Source organism: Enterobacter sp. BNK-29 (genome assembly GCF_048684785.1).
Classification (GTDB): Bacteria; Pseudomonadota; Gammaproteobacteria; order Enterobacterales; family Enterobacteriaceae; genus Enterobacter; species Enterobacter cloacae_M.
Genome location: NZ_JBLQTU010000001.1, coordinates 2,524,855 through 2,541,754, shown reverse-complemented (window position 1 = coordinate 2,541,754; position 16,900 = coordinate 2,524,855). Strand labels below are relative to the sequence as shown.

Below are 16,900 nucleotides of genomic sequence, written 5' to 3'. Positions count from 1 at the left end.
AAGGCGGGCGCCTGAGCGCCCGCGGCTATTAAAGGGCGACCGGGAACAGCCAGCCCAACAGCATTGCGCCGAGAATGGCGCCACCGGTGATCGGCTTCTGCCAGATGTAGAACACCAGCGCACCCAGCAGGGAACCGACGCCGATAGGAATGGAGGCGGTCATGGCGCTGAGGATAATCAACGGCCCGAGGAAGCGGCCGGAGGCGTTACCCGCGCCCATCATCACGTCTGCACCGTAGGTGGAGTTGCTCTGGTTGATGGTGAACTTACGCGCCAGGATGATGACGTAACCAATCGCCAGACCAATCACCAGGCCGGTAATCAGCGCGGCAATGAAGTTGGTCACCGGGAACATGATGCCCGCGCCCAGCAGCAGCGCCGGAACGCCGAGTCCCACGCCGGTCTGGATGGCGCCGCCGATGTCGAGAATACCGACCAGCGACCCTTCGATAATACGGGCGAACAGGAAGCTCGCGCCGAACGCCGCCACCGCGCCGTAAACCCCGGTATCGATCCCCGCTTTCAGCATCGCCACGAAGGCCACTTCGTTAAACGCGCCGATGCCGTAGAGGTAGTACATGTGCGTCCCGGCGAAAACGCCGGAGGAGAGCAGGCCAACGAAGATCGGGAACGACCAGTCGGCATACCAAAAACCTTTATTCTGTTCCATTTAGAGGCTCCTGTTATTTACCGCTGAGCGAGTTGTGGATCATGTCGAGCCAGTTCGGCACGGTCAGATGGAAGGATTCGATCATCTTCATGTCGAAGCCGCGGAAGAAGCCGCTCAGCACGAAGAGCAGGACGATCGCCGCCATCATCACTTTGGTGACGTGGTTCCAGCCGCTCTCTTCCACGCCTTTCCCGATCAGGATCCCCAGCACCAGGCCCGGTACGGCGTTGCCCATGATCAGCTGCGCCGCGCCGCCAAAGATGGTGGCCCAGAAGCCCGATTTTTTACCCGCGTCGATGGCCGCCAGCCAGAAGATCACCGGCATCACGGTGTTCACCAGCAGGTTTGCCGCCGGTACCAGCACCTTCACGGCGGTGACCTGAAGCGCTGCCGGAACGGAGGAGGCGGTCAGGTTCAGGAAGGTGACGACGAGCATGCCAATCACGCCGCAGGCAATTGCCATTTTGCGCGGGTCGTGCAGCGTTTCGCCGACGTTACGGTTTTTGATCATCAGTGCAGCAGCACCCCAGTTCGGGATGATGCGGTGGTCAACGTCCTGTGTGAAGGCACCTGCGGCCACGGAAGAGGCCCAGGCGTTAAAGAAGAAACCTAACCCAAAGGAGAAGTGGGACGCCGGATCCCCTTCGCAGGAGTTCAGTTCCCCCAACGTACGAAACGCGCCCATACCCTGAGTGGTAGGCGCATGAAACATGCGTGCAGCCCCGGCTCCGACACCGACGCCAACCAGGCCGCCAATGATGAGCGATTTTATTAATATAATTAAGAACATCAGTCTGCCCTTTTATGAATAATCAGCGTTGCGTGACGAAATCCACCTGGTCAAGATTGATAGCGGTCACGTTGACGGTCACATCCAGCTCCACGCTGTAGGTGCGTCTTTCCCGGCGCAGAAAGAAGAACAGAAAGGCTTCTTTACGCACCGCTTCTTGCGCCTGAACGACCTGCACATCCTGTGGCTCAATACGCAGTAAGATATGCGGTGAGGCTTTCATCACCGCGGCCTGAACGTGGTTGAGCGCGTCGGCAAAGGCGCGCGCTTTGGCGTCGCCTTTGCCCTTCACTCTCACCGTGGTTGTGAACTGTTCTTTCATGCTTATGCGCCGTATTTCTTCTGCCACGCCTGCACCAGACGCTCGCCCAGCTCTTCTTTATCCATAAAGCCAAAGCCCAGCACGTTGCAGCCTTCGTTGATGGCGGTCACACCCTCTTCCACGGAACGCATGCCGTATTTGGCCTTGTAGCCATATTTGGTTTGGGCAGTGATGGCACCCGCGCCGCCGCTGCCGCAGAAGGAGATGCCGAAGGTGGCGTTTTCCGCCTTCATCATGTCACCCAGCTTCATGTCCGCCGCCATGCCCGGCACAACCACCGCGCGTCCACCTGCTTTTTCCACACCGGCAGCCACTTTCTGACCTTTACCCAGGCGATCGCCAATCACGACTGTAATCTGTTCCATGTGTTGCTCCTTAAAGGTTGTCTTTCGCGACTTCAAAGTGAACGGAGAGCAGCCAGGCTTCTTCATCAGGAAGATTGCCAAACTGCGCGACCACTTCACGGGCGAGCCGCATTGAATCCGGTGAAATTTCGTCAAACAGCTCTGCTTCAACCTCCGGCAGCGGCTCGCCGGTCACGGACCGGTGCGCCATTGCGCGCACGTGGGAGGTGAGCATCTGCTCCTGTACCGCATTGGGGATGATGTTGTTCCGGGCCAGCAGGGCATAAACCTGCTGCAGCATGGTGTTCGCGAGCTGTTCTGTTTGCTCCGCCTGTTCCCCAACGTCGTTCATTACCGCTCCGTTAATCACTGGTCTTACCCCGTTAATGGCTCTGGAATAAAACTAACGTTGGGGGGGAATTGTTTGTAGCGAGTTGTTTTCCACTTCGAAGTGGAAAGGCGAGCCGCAGCAGTGATCTGTGCCACATAAATGCGGTGAATCTGAATTAATCCCGGTATTTGCGTGATGAATATCACGTATTCCAGCGGCAAAACGCGCGCCGGGGAAACGAAACGTTCAGGCGCGGTGACGCAAAAATGTGATGGCGATAGGGTTTACTTATTACCGCGTAAAAAAAACGGGAGCCACTGGCCCCCGCTGGTTGTTTGTCAGATGCGCGATCGGTTAACGGTATTTCTTGTGATACGTGTTGCGGGTCGTCACAAACTGCTCGGCCGCCGCCTGGGCTTCCTTCACTTTGCCTTCATTAGCCAGCTTCAGCGCGCCGTCGATCTGGCCGACCAACACGTCAAAGCCGTGGCGGTAGTCTTTCATCTCTGCGCTGTCTGCCGCTTTGCTTTCCAGCTTCGGAGGCGTCGCTTTTTGTGCGTCCAGCGCCGCTTCACGCATTTTGGTCAGCGCGTCTTTCATTTCAGCCGCATTGTCGGTTTTCTGCACCACCTTCAGGTTTTGACCGAGGATGCCCATGTCGTCTTCAAGATCGGCAGCAAACGCAGAAGAGCCAAGAACCAGCGTTGAAGCCGCGACGATCGCTAACAGATGTTTACGCATTGCTCACTTCCTTTTTTATTATTAAAACGCCTTTACGGATATTACTGACCGGCGATTTTCATTTCCGGCAGAAGTACAGAACCACACTGTATATTGCTACGTGTTTCAATATCGTTACCGACCGTAACGATATTGCGCCACATGTCCTTCAGGTTGCCGGCGATAGTAATTTCGCTCACCGGATACTGGATTTCGCCGTTTTCCACCCAGAAGCCCGCCGCGCCGCGCGAGTAGTCTCCGGTAATGCCGCTTACGCCCTGGCCCATTAGCTCGGTCACCACCAGCCCGGTGCCCATCTCTTTCAGCATCTGCTCAAAGTTCAGGCCCTGTCCGGCAATGCGCCAGTTGTGGATGCCGCCAGCGTGTCCGGTGCTTTTCAGCCCCAGCTTGCGCGCGGAGTAGCTGGTCAGCAGCCACTGGGTCAGAATACCGTCTTTGATGATATCGCGACGTTCGGTGCGCACGCCTTCGCTGTCGAACGGCGTGGAGGCCAGCCCTTTCAGCAGGTGCGGATGTTCTTCAATGGTGAGCCATTCCGGCAGGATCTGCTTGCCCAGCGAGTCGAGCAGGAAGGTCGACTTACGGTAAACCGAGCCGCCCGCGATAGCGCCCACCAGATGGCCAAACAGACCGGTCGCCACTTCGTTGGCAAAAATGACCGGGGCCTTCATGGTGGAGAGTTTACGCGGCGACAGGCGAGACAGCGTGCGTTCTGCACACTCTTTACCCACCCACTCAGGGGACTGCAAGTCGCCCAGCGCGCGGCCAATCGTGTAGGCGTAGTCGCGCTCCATGTCACCATTTTCTTCGGCGATGACGCAGCTGGAGAGCGAATGGCGGGTGGAGCAGTAGCCCTGCAGCATGCCGTGGCTGTTGCCGAAGACTTTGATGCCGTAATGGCTGTTGAAGCTGCCGCCTTCGGTATTGGTGATGCGCTTATCCGCCTGCAGGGAAGCCTGCTCGGCGCGCGCGGCCAGTTCGATCGCTTCGTCCGGGGTCACTTCCGCCGGGTGGAAAAGATCGAGATCCGGCGCGTCAAACGCCAGCAGGTCTTTATCCGCCACGCCTGCGTAAGGATCCGGGGAGGTATAACGGGCGATATCCAGCGCAGCCTGCACCGTGCGGGCAATGGCATCCGGGCTGAGATCGGTGGATGACGCGCTGCCTTTGCGATTCTGGTGATACACCGTGATCCCAAGCGCGCCATCGCTGTTGAATTCGACGTTCTCCACTTCACCATAGCGGGTACTTACGCTGATGCCGGTGGTTTTGCTGACCGCCACTTCGGCGCCATCTGATTTTTCTGAAGCAAGCATCAGCGCGGTGGAGACGGCTTCTTCAAGAATCTTACGCTGCGCTTCAACTTGTGAGGTTACTTTCATCGCAAATGCCATACTGTAAGAGAGAGTTATCTGAAGTCTAACAGAGAACCGTTTTTCAGTGCGCGTCTTAACTGGTAACATTAGCCTCTTTTTTTAAGGAGCCTGACATGACTAAGCAGCCCGAAGACTGGCTCGACGACGTTCCCGGTGATGACATCGAAGACGAAGATGATGAGATCATCTGGGTCAGTAAAAGTGAAATTAAACGTGACGCCGAAGAGTTAAAACAGCTTGGCGCGGAAATGGTAGAACTGGGTAAAAACGCGCTGGACAAGATCCCGCTCGACCAGGATCTGCGTGATGCCATTGAACTGGCACAGAAAATCAAGAAAGAAGGCCGTCGTCGCCAGCTTCAGCTTATCGGGAAAATGCTGCGTCAGCGCGACGTCGATCCGATCCGCCAGGCGCTGGACAAGCTGAAAAACCGCCACAACCAGCAGGTTGCGTTTTTCCATAAGCTTGAGCAGATCCGCGATCGCCTGATTGAACAGGGTGATGATGCCGTACCGGAAGTGCTGAACCTGTGGCCGGATGCCGACCGCCAGCAGCTGCGTTCCTTGATCCGCAACGCGCAGAAAGAGAAAGAAGGGAATAAGCCGCCGAAGTCTGCGCGCCTGATTTTCCAGTATCTGCGCGAGCTGTCTGAGAACGAAGAGTAATCTGTTTCCCTCACCCCGTAGGGGCGAGGGAGAAAAGAAAGTAGGCCCGGTAAGCGCAAGCGCCACCGGGCTTTTTTTTACTCTGCGGCTGCCGCTTCCGCTTTCTTCGCCAGACCGTCCAGCAGCTTCTGATGGATCCCACCAAAACCGCCGTTGCTCATCACCAGAATGTGGTCGCCAGGCTGAGCGGCTTTCACCACCATATCCGCGAGCGCATCCACATCCGCGCTCCAGTGCGCAGGCTGAATGCAGGCGTCGGCCACTTCGGCCACCTGCCACGGAATATGCTGCGGCTGCAGCAGGAAGACCTCATCGGCACGACCTAACGACGGCGCGAGATCATCTTTGCAGATGCCCATCTTCATGGTGTTCGAGCGCGGTTCCAGCACCGCCAGAATGCGGGCTGTCCCGCCGACCTTGCCGCGCAGGGCGGCAAGCGTTGCCAGAATGGCGGTTGGGTGGTGCGCGAAATCGTCATACACGGTAACGCCGTGGGCTTCACCGCGCAGTTCCAGACGGCGACGGGCGTTAATGAACGAGCCCAGCGCATTGGCCGCATCCGCAGGCAAAACGCCCACGTGACGCGCCGCAGCAATGGCCATCAGGCCGTTGTGCATATTGTGCTCGCCCACCAGGCCCCACTTCACCTCACCCACTTTTTCACCGTCGAGCAGCACTTCCCACTCGGAGGCATCGGCGTTGAGCTTCTTCGCCTGCCAGTGGCCCTGCTCGCCCACCAGCTCCTGCTCGCTCCAGCAGCCCATGGCCATGGTTTGCTTCAGGTTGATGTCGTTTTCCGGCAGGATGATGCGCCCCTGGCCCGGAACAATGCGCACCAGGTGGTGGAACTGTTTCTGAATCGCTTTCAGATCGTCAAAAATATCCGCGTGGTCGAACTCAAGGTTGTTGAGGATCAGCGTGCGCGGGCAGTAATGCACGAACTTAGAACGCTTGTCGAAGAACGCGCAGTCGTATTCGTCGGCTTCGATCACGAAGAACGGGCTGTCACCCAGACGCGCAGAAACGTCGAAATTACCCGGTACGCCGCCAATCACGAAGCCCGGCTTGTAGCCGCAGGCTTCGAGGATCCAGGTCGCCATGCCCGCGGTCGTGGTTTTGCCATGGGTACCGGCAACGGCAACCACCCAGCGGTCGCGCAGGACGAAGTCATGCAGCCACTGCGGGCCGGACATGAACGGAATATTGCGTTCCAGAACCGCCTCGACGCACGGATTGCCGCGGGTCATGGCGTTGCCGATGATCACCAGGTCCGGCTCGGGATCCAGCTGGCTGGCATCGTAGCCCTGAATTAACGAGATGCCCTGTTTCTCCAGAAGTGTGCTCATTGGCGGATACACATTGGCGTCCGAACCTGTCACTTCATGGCCCAGCGAGCGCGCCAGCATTGCCAGTCCGCCCATGAAAGTGCCACAAATCCCCAATATATGAATGCGCATACGTCACTATCCTTCTTCAATGTGGCGCACATTTTACTCACATGTTAGCGGCTGTGAAACGCATTTCAGGTAAATCCGTATGTTGCTGGCGCGATTCACCTCTGCGCTAATATTTGAATGTTTGTTAAGATTGTTGGGCTTTAGTCGTTTTAGTGAACATACAATCGCTCTACTCACAAAGATGCAGGGAAAGTGTTATGAAAACGTTAGGTGAATTTATTGTCGAAAAGCAGCACGAGTTCTCTCATGCTACCGGTGAACTCACTGCTTTGCTGTCGGCAATAAAGCTGGGCGCTAAGATCATCCACCGCGATATCAACAAGGCAGGTCTGGTCGATATCCTGGGTGCCAGCGGTGCCGAGAACGTTCAGGGCGAGGTTCAACAGAAGCTCGATCTGTTCGCAAATGAAAAATTGAAAGCTGCACTGCGCGCGCGCGACATCGTTGCGGGTATCGCCTCTGAAGAAGAAGATGAAATTGTTGTTTTCGAAGGGTGTGAACACGCTAAATACGTTGTTCTGATGGATCCGCTCGACGGTTCCTCAAACATCGACGTTAACGTTTCTGTCGGTACCATTTTCTCCATCTACCGCCGCGTCACGCCTGTTGGCACGCCGGTGACCGAAGAAGATTTCCTGCAGCCGGGCATTAACCAGGTTGCTGCCGGTTACGTCGTTTATGGCTCCTCCACCATGCTGGTGTACACCACCGGTTGCGGAGTTCACGCCTTTACGTACGATCCTTCACTCGGCGTTTTCTGCCTGAGCCAGGAACGCATGCGCTTCCCGGAGAAGGGCAACACCTACTCCATCAACGAAGGCAACTACATCCGATTCCCGAACGGCGTGAAGAAGTACATTAAATTCTGCCAGGAAGAAGATAAAGCAACCCAGCGCCCGTACACGTCCCGCTATATTGGCTCTCTGGTCGCGGATTTCCACCGTAACCTGCTGAAAGGCGGTATCTACCTCTACCCAAGCACCGCCAGCCATCCGGACGGGAAGCTGCGTCTGCTGTACGAGTGCAACCCGATGGCGTTCCTCGCCGAACAGGCGGGCGGCAAGGCGAGCGACGGTAAAGAGCGTATTCTGGATATCGTGCCGGAAAGCCTTCACCAGCGCCGTTCATTCTTCGTCGGCAACAACCACATGGTTGAAGACGTTGAACGTTTTATCCGTGAGTACCCGGACGCGTAATGCCTCTCTACAGGGGAGCCGTTCTGGCTCCCCTGGTCATTTATATATTTTACCGTATAAGTGTTTATAAAAAACATGCTTTAATATTCACCACTGCTCCTGCATTATTTCCATAACAGTTTGACAGATATTTCGTGGAGCAGAATCGCAATGAAAAATTATTCCCGTGCTAATACCGGCATTGATTTAAATCTTATCCCTGTATTTATTGAAATCGTCCGCTGCGGCAGCATGGCAAAAGCCTCTTTGCGTCTGGAGATGTCACGTCCGGCGGTGAGCCTGGCCTTAAAGCGTTTTAATCAACTCTTTGATGAACCGTTATTTTTCCGCAAAGGTTTATATCTTGAACCGACGGAAAAAGCATTAGCCTTAACCAGTTCTCTGGAAATATTAATGGGTGAAATTCACGATAATATTGCGGCAGTTAATTCCGGGAAAAATAAAACCCCGGCACAGAACGTACCGGGGCTGGGTAATATTATGCAGCGGTCTGAGTCGTCACTTTGAATGATGACATGGCTTCCATCAGCTGACGCGACTGCTCTTCAAGAGAGCGGGTCGCGGCGGAGGATTGCTGCACCAGCGCCGCATTCTGCTGCGCGGTTTCGTCCATCTGATTCACCGCAATATTCACCTGCTCAATACCGCGGCTCTGCTCCTGAGACGCGGTCGCAATCTCACGCATCAGTTTGGTCATGCGCAGCACTTCTGTTGCGATCTCGTCCATCGTTTCGCCGGCCTGCTGGGCCAGCTCGCTGCCCTCGTTAACGTGGGTCTGCGAATCGCTGATAAGCGATCGGATCTCTTTCGCCGCGTCGGCGCTGCGGCTGGCAAGGTTTCGCACTTCGCCCGCGACGACGGCAAACCCGCGCCCCTGCTCGCCCGCGCGCGCCGCTTCCACGGAGGCGTTAAGCGCCAGGATATTGGTCTGGAAGGCAATACCGTCGATCACGCTCAGGATGTCGGCGATGCGCGCCGAGCTGCCCGAGATATCGCGCATTTTTTCAATTACGTAGCAGACCATTTCGCTGCCGTGATCGGCCGTGTCGGACACCGACTTCGCCAGCTGGTGCGCCTGCTCGGCGTTATCGGCGTTGAGCTTCACCGTGGCGGTGATCTGTTCCATGCTGGCCGCCGTCTGCTCCAGCGACGTGGCGGTGGATTCCGTACGCTCGGCAAGATCGCGGTTTCCCAACGTCAGCTCGCGGCTACCGGTGTCAATTTGCGAGCTGGCATCGCGTACCCGCATAACCGAGTTCATCAGCGACTGGCGCATCTCCTCTATCACCGCGTTGAGGCGGTTAAACTCCTGGCTCGCGGGGGCATTCAGCGTATGGGTTAAATCCCCCGCCGCCACGTTCTCCAGCTGAGCGATCGATGCCGAAAGCGGCTTGAGCAGCATATGGCGCAGCACCAGCCACGCGAGCACGATAATACCCGCCGTCAGCAGCGCTGCGACGATAATCAGGATCAGTACGCGGGTTTTACTCGCCTGCACGGCACTCACTTCCGCCTGACCACGCGCTTCGCTCCATTTCTGAAACGCCTGCATATCGTTATCAAACTGCTTCGCCACCGGTATCAGCGTCTTCTCCAGAAGATCGTAGTACCCGTCCGCGCTCTGGTCATTCAGGGTTTTCAGCATCGGGTTGATCCCCTGCTGGCTATACGTCGCCAGGCTGGCCGCCACTTTATCGAGCAGCTGTTGCCCCTGCTCGTCAGCCACGCCGCCGTCGATCACGCCTTTCAGCGTTTTCTGGGCCAGGGCAACTTCCTGATTGATGTTTTTTACCGCTTTGGCCGCATCGTCCAGCATGCCGATTTCCATCATGCGGACGGCCTGGCCCGCCTCATTGCGCGCGCGCAGGATCAGCGTATAGCCTGAATTAAGCTGCACCATCTGCTCACCCTGAAGGTGATTAATACGCTGCAGTGAAGAAGAACTCTGTGTGAGGGCATAAATGCCAATGCCGCTGACAATCAGCAGCAGAAGGGTCATAACGGCCAGTAAAGAGAGCAAGCCGGTACGAATCGATAGCGTTTTAAGCATGATATTATTTCCGGTAGCGAGATATTTCTGGGCATAAAAAAAGAGTATCGGCCGCTACCGGAAAATGTTTAGACTTTAAGCAAATTCAGCGTGTTATCGCTCTGTTACCGATGTGTTTACGCGGGTAACAGGTGAGCTTTGGCGGTTCTCCCAGAGCACCGTAAGACCGCGCTGCAGGGCAATAAAGATAAACAGCAATATGCCGATGGCGATCTTCGTCCACCAGGAGCTGAGCGTGCCGTCAAAGTTGATATAGGTTTGTATCAGCCCCTGGATAGCCACGCCGAACAGCGTTCCCAGCACCGTACCGACCCCACCGCTCAGCAGCGTGCCGCCGATAACCACAGAAGCAATCGCATCCAGCTCAACGCCCACGCCTGCAAGGGCATAGCCCGCCTGGGTATACACCGAGAAGACGATACCCGCCAGCGTCGCCAGGCCGGTCGAGAGCATATAGATGCGGATGGTGGTGCTGCGGGTGGAGATCCCCATCAGGTTTGCCGACGTGGCGTTACCGCCGATGGCGTAAACCTGATTGCCAAACCGGGTACGGTGGGCGAGGAAGATGCCAATCACCACCACGCCCAGCATCAGCAGCCCCATCGCGCTCAGGCGGCCGCCGCCGGGAATTTTCCACGCCAGGCTGGAGAGCGTGTCGTACACCGGATGGTTGATCGGAATCGACTCTTCCGAGACCAGATAGCTCACCCCGCGCAGGAAGAACATTCCCGCGAGGGTAATGATAAACGCCGGGATTTTTAACGCGTCGATCAGCAGCCCCATAAAGGCGCCGAACGCGCAGCCCATCGCCAGCACCAGCGGAAACGCCACCAGCGGAGAGATCCCCCAGAAGCCGATCGCCTTCGCGAGGAACACGCCCGTGAACGCGATCACCGACCCGACGGAGAGATCGATCCCGCCGGAGAGGATCACAAAGGTCATCCCGACAGCGATGATACCTAAAAAGGCGTTATCGGTCAGGATATTGCAGATCACGCGCGTCGAGGCAAAACCGGGGAATTGGGTGAGGCAGTAGAGATACCCCAGCACAAACACGCCCAGCGTGATCATCAACGGTAAATTACGTTTTATCATGGCCACGGATCCCCTTAATGATGCTGACAAAGCGCGGCGACTGGACGATCAGCACGCAAAGCACGACCACCGCTTTCACCACCTGGTTGAGTTCCGGCTGAAACCCCGAAAGCAGGATCCCGGTGTTCATTCCCTGAATAATCAGCGCACCAATCACCGAGAGCAGCAGGTTAAAGCGCCCGCCCATCAGCGACCCGCCGCCGATCACCACCGCGAGGATCGCGTCCAGCTCCAGCCAGAGTCCCGCGTTGTTGGCATCGGCCCCGCGAATATCCGCCGCGACGATGACCCCGGCGATGGCGGCGCAGACGCCGCTCAGCACGTAGGTCAGCATCACCATCAGGCGGGTGTTGACCCCGGCGTTGCGCGCGGCGCGGATGTTGATCCCGACGGCTTCAATGAACATGCCCAGCGCCGTTTTTCGGGTGAAAAGCCAGAAGACAATGAGCGTGACCAGGGCAACGATCACCGGCGTCGGGAAGAACAGAAGGTTGCCGCTCCCGATCCACGCCAGGCTCGGGGAGTTAAAGGTGACTATCTGCCCGGAGGTAATCAGCTGCGCCACGCCGCGCCCGGCCACCATTAAGATAAGGGTGGCGACAAAGGGCTGAATTTTCAGCACCGCCACCAGAATGCCGTTCCATAATCCGGCCAGCACGCCGGTGCCTAAGGCCGCCAGCAGTACCACCGGCAGGCTGTGTCCGGACACGGTCATGGAAGCTGCCGTGGCCCCGGCGATGGCCATCACCGCGCCGACGGAGAGGTCAATCCCGCCGGTAGCGATGACCAGCGTCATCCCGATAGCCAGCAGCGCCACCGGCGCGGCACGGTTTAGAATGTCTATCGGGCTGCCAAACAGGCGACCATCCTGCACGATAATCTGGAAGAAATGCGGCGCGACCAGGCTATCAACCAGCAGAACCACCAGCAGCGCTGCGATTTGCGGCGTGCCGGTTGGCCAGCTGAATCGGCGCTTTGACTCACCGGTTTGCGAAAGCGAACGGGGCATCACGATTTACTCCTTATGCCGCGATGGCATTCATGATCGCCGGAACGGACAGCTTATCCAGCGGGATCTCTGCCACCTGTTTGCGATCGCGCATGATGATGACGCGATCGGCATATCCCACCAGCTCCTCCAGCTCGGACGAAATAACCAGCAGCGCCAGACCGTCCGCGCACAGGGTTTCGATAAGCCGGATAATTTCGGCGTGCGCCCCCACGTCAATGCCGCGGGTTGGTTCATCGAGGATCAGGAACTGGGGTTTGGTCAGCAGCCAGCGGGAGAGGAGAACCTTCTGCTGGTTACCGCCGGAGAGGAACTCAATAGGCTGTTCCGCGCTCGGGGTACGAATACCCAACTGACGGATAAAGCGCTCGGCGATGGCGTTTTGCTCTTTACGGGGGATCGGACGCAGCCAGCCGCGCTGGGCCTGCAGCGCCAGGATGATATTTTCCCTCACCGAGGCCGCGGCAATAATACCGTCCGTTTTCCGATCTTCCGGGCAGAAGCCGACGCCCAGGCAGGAGGCCTGATGCGGCGATCGTAAGGATTGCGGTTTGCCCTTGATCAGCGCCGTGCCGCTGTCGGCAGGTTTGATCCCGAATATCACCTCGGCAGTTTCGGTCCGGCCGGATCCCAGCAGGCCCGCCAGCCCGACAATTTCGCCCGGGCGGACTTCCAGATTAAACGGCGATATCACCCCTTTCTTGCCGTAATCGCTGAACGCGGCGACCGGTTTCTCGCTCAGCAACGTACGCCCGGCGCGCTGAAGGGCGTTGGTTTCCAGCTCGCGGCCCAGCATCATTTTCACCAGTTCGATCTGCGGCAGCTCGCGGGTTTCGCGGCAGCCGACAAAGCTGCCGTTGCGCAGCACCGTGATGCGATCGCTTACCTCATATACCTGATCGAGGAAGTGGGTAACGAAGATCAGGCTGACGCCCTGATCGCGCAGCTGGCGCATCAGGGTAAAGAGCATCTCCACTTCCTGGGTGTCTAGGCTGGCGGTGGGTTCGTCGAGGATCAGCACTTTTGCAGAGAGATCGATCGCGCGACAGATGGCGACGATCTGCTGCATCGCCACGGAAAAGCGGTTCAGCGGCTCGCGGACGTCGAGGGAGAAGCCGTACGATTCCATCAGCTTTGTCGCCCGCGCCTCCATCTCTTTGCGGCGCAGCAGGCCAAAACGTCGCGGCTCACGGCCAATAAACAGATTATCCGCCACCGACATATTCGGCAGCAGGTTCACTTCCTGGTACACCGTCCCGATCCCCAGCTGCTGGGCATGGGCGGTATTTTTCGGCGAAATGGCGTTGCCTTCCAGCCAGATGGTGCCGCGATCGGCGTGATAAACCCCGGTGAGGGATTTAATCAGCGTCGATTTTCCCGCGCCGTTCTCGCCCAGCAGCGCCATGATCTCACCGCGCCGCAGGCTGAAATCAACGTTATCCAGCGCCTTTACGCCGGGGAAGAATTTGCTTAAGCCCTCTGTGCGGAGGATTTCCTGGTGTTGTTCAGTGGTCATGGTTTCCCCCTCACCCTGACCCTCTCCCCGGAGGGGAGAGGGGACTATTCGTGCCAATTGTTAATATCCAGCTCCGCCCTGCCTTTCTCCCTCTCCCCTCCGGGGAGAGGGCTGGGGTGAGGGGCGCGGGTCTTAGTAGCCCATATTTTTCTTCTTCTCTAACTCTTCTTTCGCCGTGTCAGGCAGGTAGAGCGTGGACTTGGTGACCGTCACCTTCTCAGGCATCGTGCCGTCTTTCTTGAATTTCTCCAGCGCGTCGAATGCCGGACCCGCCATGTTTGGCGTCAGCTCCACGCTGGCGTTGGCTTCGCCGTCGATCATCGCTTTGTAGATGTCCGGCACGCCGTCGATAGAGCCGGTGAGGATATCTTTGCCCGGCTTCAGGCCCGCTTCTTTAATCGCCTGAATCGCACCGATCACCATGTCATCGTTGTGGGCGTAAACCATGCAGATGTTCTTTCCGTTGTTTTCAGCCTTGATGAAGCTCTCCATGACCTCTTTACCTTTACTGCGCGTAAAGTCGCCGGACTGAGAGCGGATAATCTTGATGTTTGGCGCTTTAGCGATGGCCTCAGCAAAGCCTTTTTTACGGTCGATGGCCACGCTCGCGCCGACGGTGCCCTGCAGCTCAACGACGTTACACGGCTTGCCGTCGACCTGTTTCACCAGCCAGTCGCCAATCAATTGCCCTTCCAGCACGTTGTTGGCGGTCACGGTGGTCATATAGAGGGATTTGTCTTTGACGTCGATGGAACGGTCGAGCAGGAAGACCGGGATCTCAGCGTCTTTCGCTTCCTTCAGGACGGGTTCCCAGCCGGTCGCCACGACGGGTGCAATAAAGATGGCATCCACGCCCTGGGCGATAAAGGAGCGCACGGCTTTAATCTGATTCTCTTGTTTTTGCTGACCATCGGCGATTTTCAGGGTAATGCCGCGTTTCTGAGCCTCGCTTTTGGCAACGTTGGTTTCTGCCGCTCGCCAGCCAGATTCAGAGCCGACCTGCGAAAAACCTACGGTTAAGGGAGCGGCCATCGCCATAGACGACATGGCTGCCGAAACTGCTGTGACAAGAAGTAAGCGCTTCCACATATGAGCGTCCTCGTAGGGGTGTTTATTGTTGGTTAAAAGATGTTCTGCGAAATGACTATAGCCCATGAAATATGTAACGAATTGCGTTACATCACACTTCAGAAAAGTGAATAAAACGTTAATCACAAGTTTGTAATCGCTTTCATTTCACCATGAAAAATGCGGCTGAGTTTATGGATTTTTCTGTCATGAAAAGGGTCTGAAAAGTGGAGAAAGCGGGGAGAGAAAGCGAAAACAGGCGGAGACATTCAGCGCGAGTTGGCTATAATACCTGCCACTTGTTTACCATCCATTTTAAAGGACACCGACATGAGCTTACTCAACGTCCCAGCGGGTAAAGAACTGCCAGAAGACATCTACGTAGTTATCGAAATCCCGGCTAACGCAGATCCGATCAAATACGAAGTGGACAAAGAGAGCGGCGCCCTGTTCGTAGACCGTTTCATGTCTACCGCGATGTTCTATCCGTGCAACTACGGTTACATCAACCACACCCTGTCTCTGGACGGTGACCCGGTTGACGTGCTGGTCCCAACGCCATACCCACTGGAGCCAGGCTCCGTCATTCGCTGCCGTCCAGTTGGCGTGCTGAAAATGACCGACGAATCCGGTGAAGATGCGAAGCTGGTTGCGGTACCGCACACCAAGCTGAGCAAAGAATACGATCACATCAAAGATGTGAACGACCTGCCAGAGCTGCTGAAAGCGCAGATCACTCACTTCTTCGAGCACTACAAAGACCTCGAAAAAGGCAAGTGGGTTAAAGTTGACGGCTGGGACAACGCAGAAGCAGCGAAAGCAGAGATCATCGCCTCTTTCGAACGCGCTGCTAAGAAGTAATTCTTACTGCTGTTAATGAAGGCCCCGCGAGTCGGGGCTTTTTTATTTCCCTGGTTGAGAGTAGTACAAACTTAATTTTTAAGAATAATCCCATTCCTTTTGTTTTGAATATTAAAAACAAAAAAGACCCCTATCATTTATAGTGGGAGTGGTTGAATAGACTGGCTGTTCACAACATACTGTCATGATGATCATTAATCCCCATTCATTACAGGATTCATATGTCATCCATTAACATTGATGTTGCCCGCCCAACTGGAATTTATTTTATCATTGAACGGTTGTATTCCCGCGATGGTTTTATGCCTTCTATTGGGGAAATCAGCCCCTCTTTGACACAGGTGCACCGTACTGTCATTCAGCTAAAACGCAAGCAGGATATGTTTATGGATGGTGTTAAGGTTACCCCTAAAGATATTACCCTTTGGCAACAGATAAAATATATTACGGGTTCAAAAGTAACGACCAAGGATACAGATGCGTTAGTGTATACGACCGATTTTATCGGCTCCCTTGTTGCCACCACGCCTTTAGGTAATATTGAGCATGAAAATATTCCTCGCTTCCTCACGACAGAGTCTATCCACTCCCTTCCACAGGCGGTGAGTTATGGGCGTGATCCCATCCCACAAGTCCTTCTTTATGGTCGTAAGGATATAGTCTTCTTTATGGATAATGGTGGTAAGGGTACACCAACCGCTATTGCAAAATATAACCACAATACTCGTGACCTTGCCATAATCAAAGATCAGCTAGAAGCCAGTAAAACGATGAAGGAGCTGCTATCTAAGGGAGCAAAATTATGAGTAAGAAAAGCCATGTCATAAGCCTATTCGTCCTTATTATTGCCTCCTTTGTCTTTGGCAGAAGTACTTATGTTGAATATCTGTCATGGTACTATGGAAGCGATCATTTAATATTCAGTCAAATAAATAGCGCATTACTATCAGGTTTACTTAACGGACTTTACTTCGCGCTATCATCAAGCATTATTTATGCGTTACTCACTCTATTAAAAACAATTCCCAGAAATATCTTCTTTTCTTGTCTTCTGCAATTCTTTATTAACATAGGGCTATATACGCTTTTTGTTGCAGTAGATAGAGGTTATAGTAAATTGCATACTTTAGGCTCGGGTGCTACTGATATCACCCACAGCTATTTTTTAGGGGCGTTGCTGATGAGCACACTCCTGACCGTCGCGATCGTGAGCGTTATACATGCTAAGTTTCTTTCTTCAAAGCATAAAGATGGGCTACATAAAGGCGTTTGACTGTTACGGTAAAGACAGTAAATGGCAGTATCTCTGCATCATGACATTCCAGCTTGCCTGGTTTTTGTTTTACTTATGGATCCCTTATCGAAGCGATTATGTGATTCCACTGTTTTTACTGTTTTTCCTGCCCATC

The 16,900-nt window shown here is 55.4% G+C and carries 19 protein-coding genes; 6 read left to right on the top strand and 13 right to left on the bottom strand.

What is annotated here, in order from left to right; translation table 11 throughout:
- Positions 1–28: 28 nt before the first annotated feature.
- The 7 genes from ACMGGX_RS12155 to pmbA form a co-directional block, all read right to left on the bottom strand.
- A complete protein-coding gene (locus tag ACMGGX_RS12155; protein ID WP_023310183.1) occupies positions 29–670 on the bottom strand; it encodes a DUF4310 family protein in 642 nt (213 codons plus the stop codon).
- 13 nt (positions 671–683) lie between these two features.
- Positions 684–1,460: a DUF4311 domain-containing protein gene (locus tag ACMGGX_RS12150; protein ID WP_023310182.1), complete on the bottom strand. Its 777-nt coding sequence runs from the start codon at positions 1,458–1,460 to the stop codon at positions 684–686.
- A 22-nt stretch (positions 1,461–1,482) separates the two neighbouring features.
- Positions 1,483–1,782 carry a DUF4312 family protein gene (locus tag ACMGGX_RS12145; RefSeq protein WP_006810338.1) on the bottom strand — a complete coding sequence of 100 codons (300 nt, stop codon included), beginning with the start codon at positions 1,780–1,782 and terminating at the stop codon, positions 1,483–1,485.
- Positions 1,783–1,784: 2 nt separating this feature from the next.
- Entirely contained in the window at positions 1,785–2,147 is a 363-nt protein-coding gene (locus ACMGGX_RS12140; protein ID WP_010427372.1) for an SFCGS family glycine-rich protein, read from the bottom strand.
- A 10-nt stretch (positions 2,148–2,157) separates the two neighbouring features.
- Positions 2,158–2,496: a glycine dehydrogenase gene (locus ACMGGX_RS12135; RefSeq protein ID WP_025911967.1), complete on the bottom strand. Its 339-nt coding sequence runs from the start codon at positions 2,494–2,496 to the stop codon at positions 2,158–2,160.
- A gap of 315 nt (positions 2,497–2,811) precedes the next feature.
- On the bottom strand, positions 2,812–3,198 hold the full coding sequence (cybC, locus tag ACMGGX_RS12130; protein ID WP_008501412.1) for a cytochrome b562: 387 nt from the start codon (positions 3,196–3,198) through the stop codon (positions 2,812–2,814).
- 41 nt (positions 3,199–3,239) lie between these two features.
- Positions 3,240–4,592: a metalloprotease PmbA gene (gene pmbA / locus ACMGGX_RS12125; protein WP_420298406.1), complete on the bottom strand. Its 1,353-nt coding sequence runs from the start codon at positions 4,590–4,592 to the stop codon at positions 3,240–3,242.
- A gap of 95 nt (positions 4,593–4,687) precedes the next feature.
- Between pmbA and yjgA the strand changes: the two genes are divergently transcribed.
- Positions 4,688–5,239 carry a ribosome biogenesis factor YjgA gene (gene yjgA / locus ACMGGX_RS12120; protein ID WP_029739257.1) on the top strand — a complete coding sequence of 184 codons (552 nt, stop codon included), beginning with the start codon at positions 4,688–4,690 and terminating at the stop codon, positions 5,237–5,239.
- A gap of 77 nt (positions 5,240–5,316) precedes the next feature.
- On the opposite strand, the gene mpl is transcribed toward yjgA, so the two are convergent.
- A complete protein-coding gene (gene mpl / locus ACMGGX_RS12115) occupies positions 5,317–6,696 on the bottom strand; it encodes a UDP-N-acetylmuramate:L-alanyl-gamma-D-glutamyl-meso-diaminopimelate ligase (protein WP_029739256.1) in 1,380 nt (459 codons plus the stop codon).
- A gap of 197 nt (positions 6,697–6,893) precedes the next feature.
- Between mpl and fbp the strand changes: the two genes are divergently transcribed.
- Together fbp and ACMGGX_RS12105 are read left to right on the top strand one after the other, a co-directional pair.
- A complete protein-coding gene (fbp, locus tag ACMGGX_RS12110) occupies positions 6,894–7,892 on the top strand; it encodes a class 1 fructose-bisphosphatase (RefSeq protein ID WP_023310178.1) in 999 nt (332 codons plus the stop codon).
- 150 nt (positions 7,893–8,042) lie between these two features.
- The gene (locus tag ACMGGX_RS12105; protein ID WP_126786239.1) at positions 8,043–8,399 is read left to right on the top strand and encodes a helix-turn-helix domain-containing protein; all 357 of its coding nucleotides are present in this window, start codon (positions 8,043–8,045) and stop codon (positions 8,397–8,399) included.
- Here the strand turns inward: ACMGGX_RS12105 and ACMGGX_RS12100 are convergent.
- From ACMGGX_RS12100 to ytfQ, 5 genes are all read right to left on the bottom strand, one after another.
- Positions 8,371–9,942 (bottom strand): methyl-accepting chemotaxis protein, encoded by a 1,572-nt coding sequence (locus ACMGGX_RS12100; protein ID WP_033144491.1) that lies wholly within the window; start codon positions 9,940–9,942, stop codon positions 8,371–8,373. The two genes, ACMGGX_RS12105 and ACMGGX_RS12100, sit on opposite strands and share 29 nt — an antisense overlap.
- A 93-nt stretch (positions 9,943–10,035) precedes the next feature.
- Positions 10,036–11,037 carry a galactofuranose ABC transporter, permease protein YjfF gene (gene yjfF, locus ACMGGX_RS12095; protein ID WP_023293434.1) on the bottom strand — a complete coding sequence of 334 codons (1,002 nt, stop codon included), beginning with the start codon at positions 11,035–11,037 and terminating at the stop codon, positions 10,036–10,038.
- Positions 11,024–12,049 carry a galactofuranose ABC transporter, ATP-binding protein YtfT gene (gene ytfT, locus ACMGGX_RS12090; protein WP_029741734.1) on the bottom strand — a complete coding sequence of 342 codons (1,026 nt, stop codon included), beginning with the start codon at positions 12,047–12,049 and terminating at the stop codon, positions 11,024–11,026. Before ytfT ends, yjfF begins: the two co-directional genes overlap by 14 nt.
- Before the next feature lie 10 nt (positions 12,050–12,059).
- A complete protein-coding gene (gene ytfR / locus ACMGGX_RS12085; RefSeq protein ID WP_420298405.1) occupies positions 12,060–13,562 on the bottom strand; it encodes a galactofuranose ABC transporter, ATP-binding protein YtfR in 1,503 nt (500 codons plus the stop codon).
- Between the two features lie 132 nt (positions 13,563–13,694).
- Complete coding sequence (gene ytfQ, locus ACMGGX_RS12080; protein ID WP_014882271.1) at positions 13,695–14,651, bottom strand: galactofuranose ABC transporter substrate-binding protein YtfQ; 957 nt, start codon at positions 14,649–14,651, stop codon at positions 13,695–13,697.
- Positions 14,652–14,960: 309 nt separating this feature from the next.
- Between ytfQ and ppa the strand changes: the two genes are divergently transcribed.
- From ppa to ACMGGX_RS12065, 3 genes are all read left to right on the top strand, one after another.
- A complete protein-coding gene (gene ppa, locus ACMGGX_RS12075) occupies positions 14,961–15,491 on the top strand; it encodes an inorganic diphosphatase (protein ID WP_010427397.1) in 531 nt (176 codons plus the stop codon).
- A 221-nt stretch (positions 15,492–15,712) separates the two neighbouring features.
- Positions 15,713–16,297, top strand: a complete 585-nt coding sequence (locus tag ACMGGX_RS12070; RefSeq protein ID WP_023616970.1) for a hypothetical protein — start codon at positions 15,713–15,715, stop codon at positions 16,295–16,297.
- A complete protein-coding gene (locus ACMGGX_RS12065) occupies positions 16,294–16,764 on the top strand; it encodes a hypothetical protein (RefSeq protein WP_032662462.1) in 471 nt (156 codons plus the stop codon). Before ACMGGX_RS12070 ends, ACMGGX_RS12065 begins: the two co-directional genes overlap by 4 nt.
- Positions 16,765–16,900 lie beyond the last annotated feature (136 nt).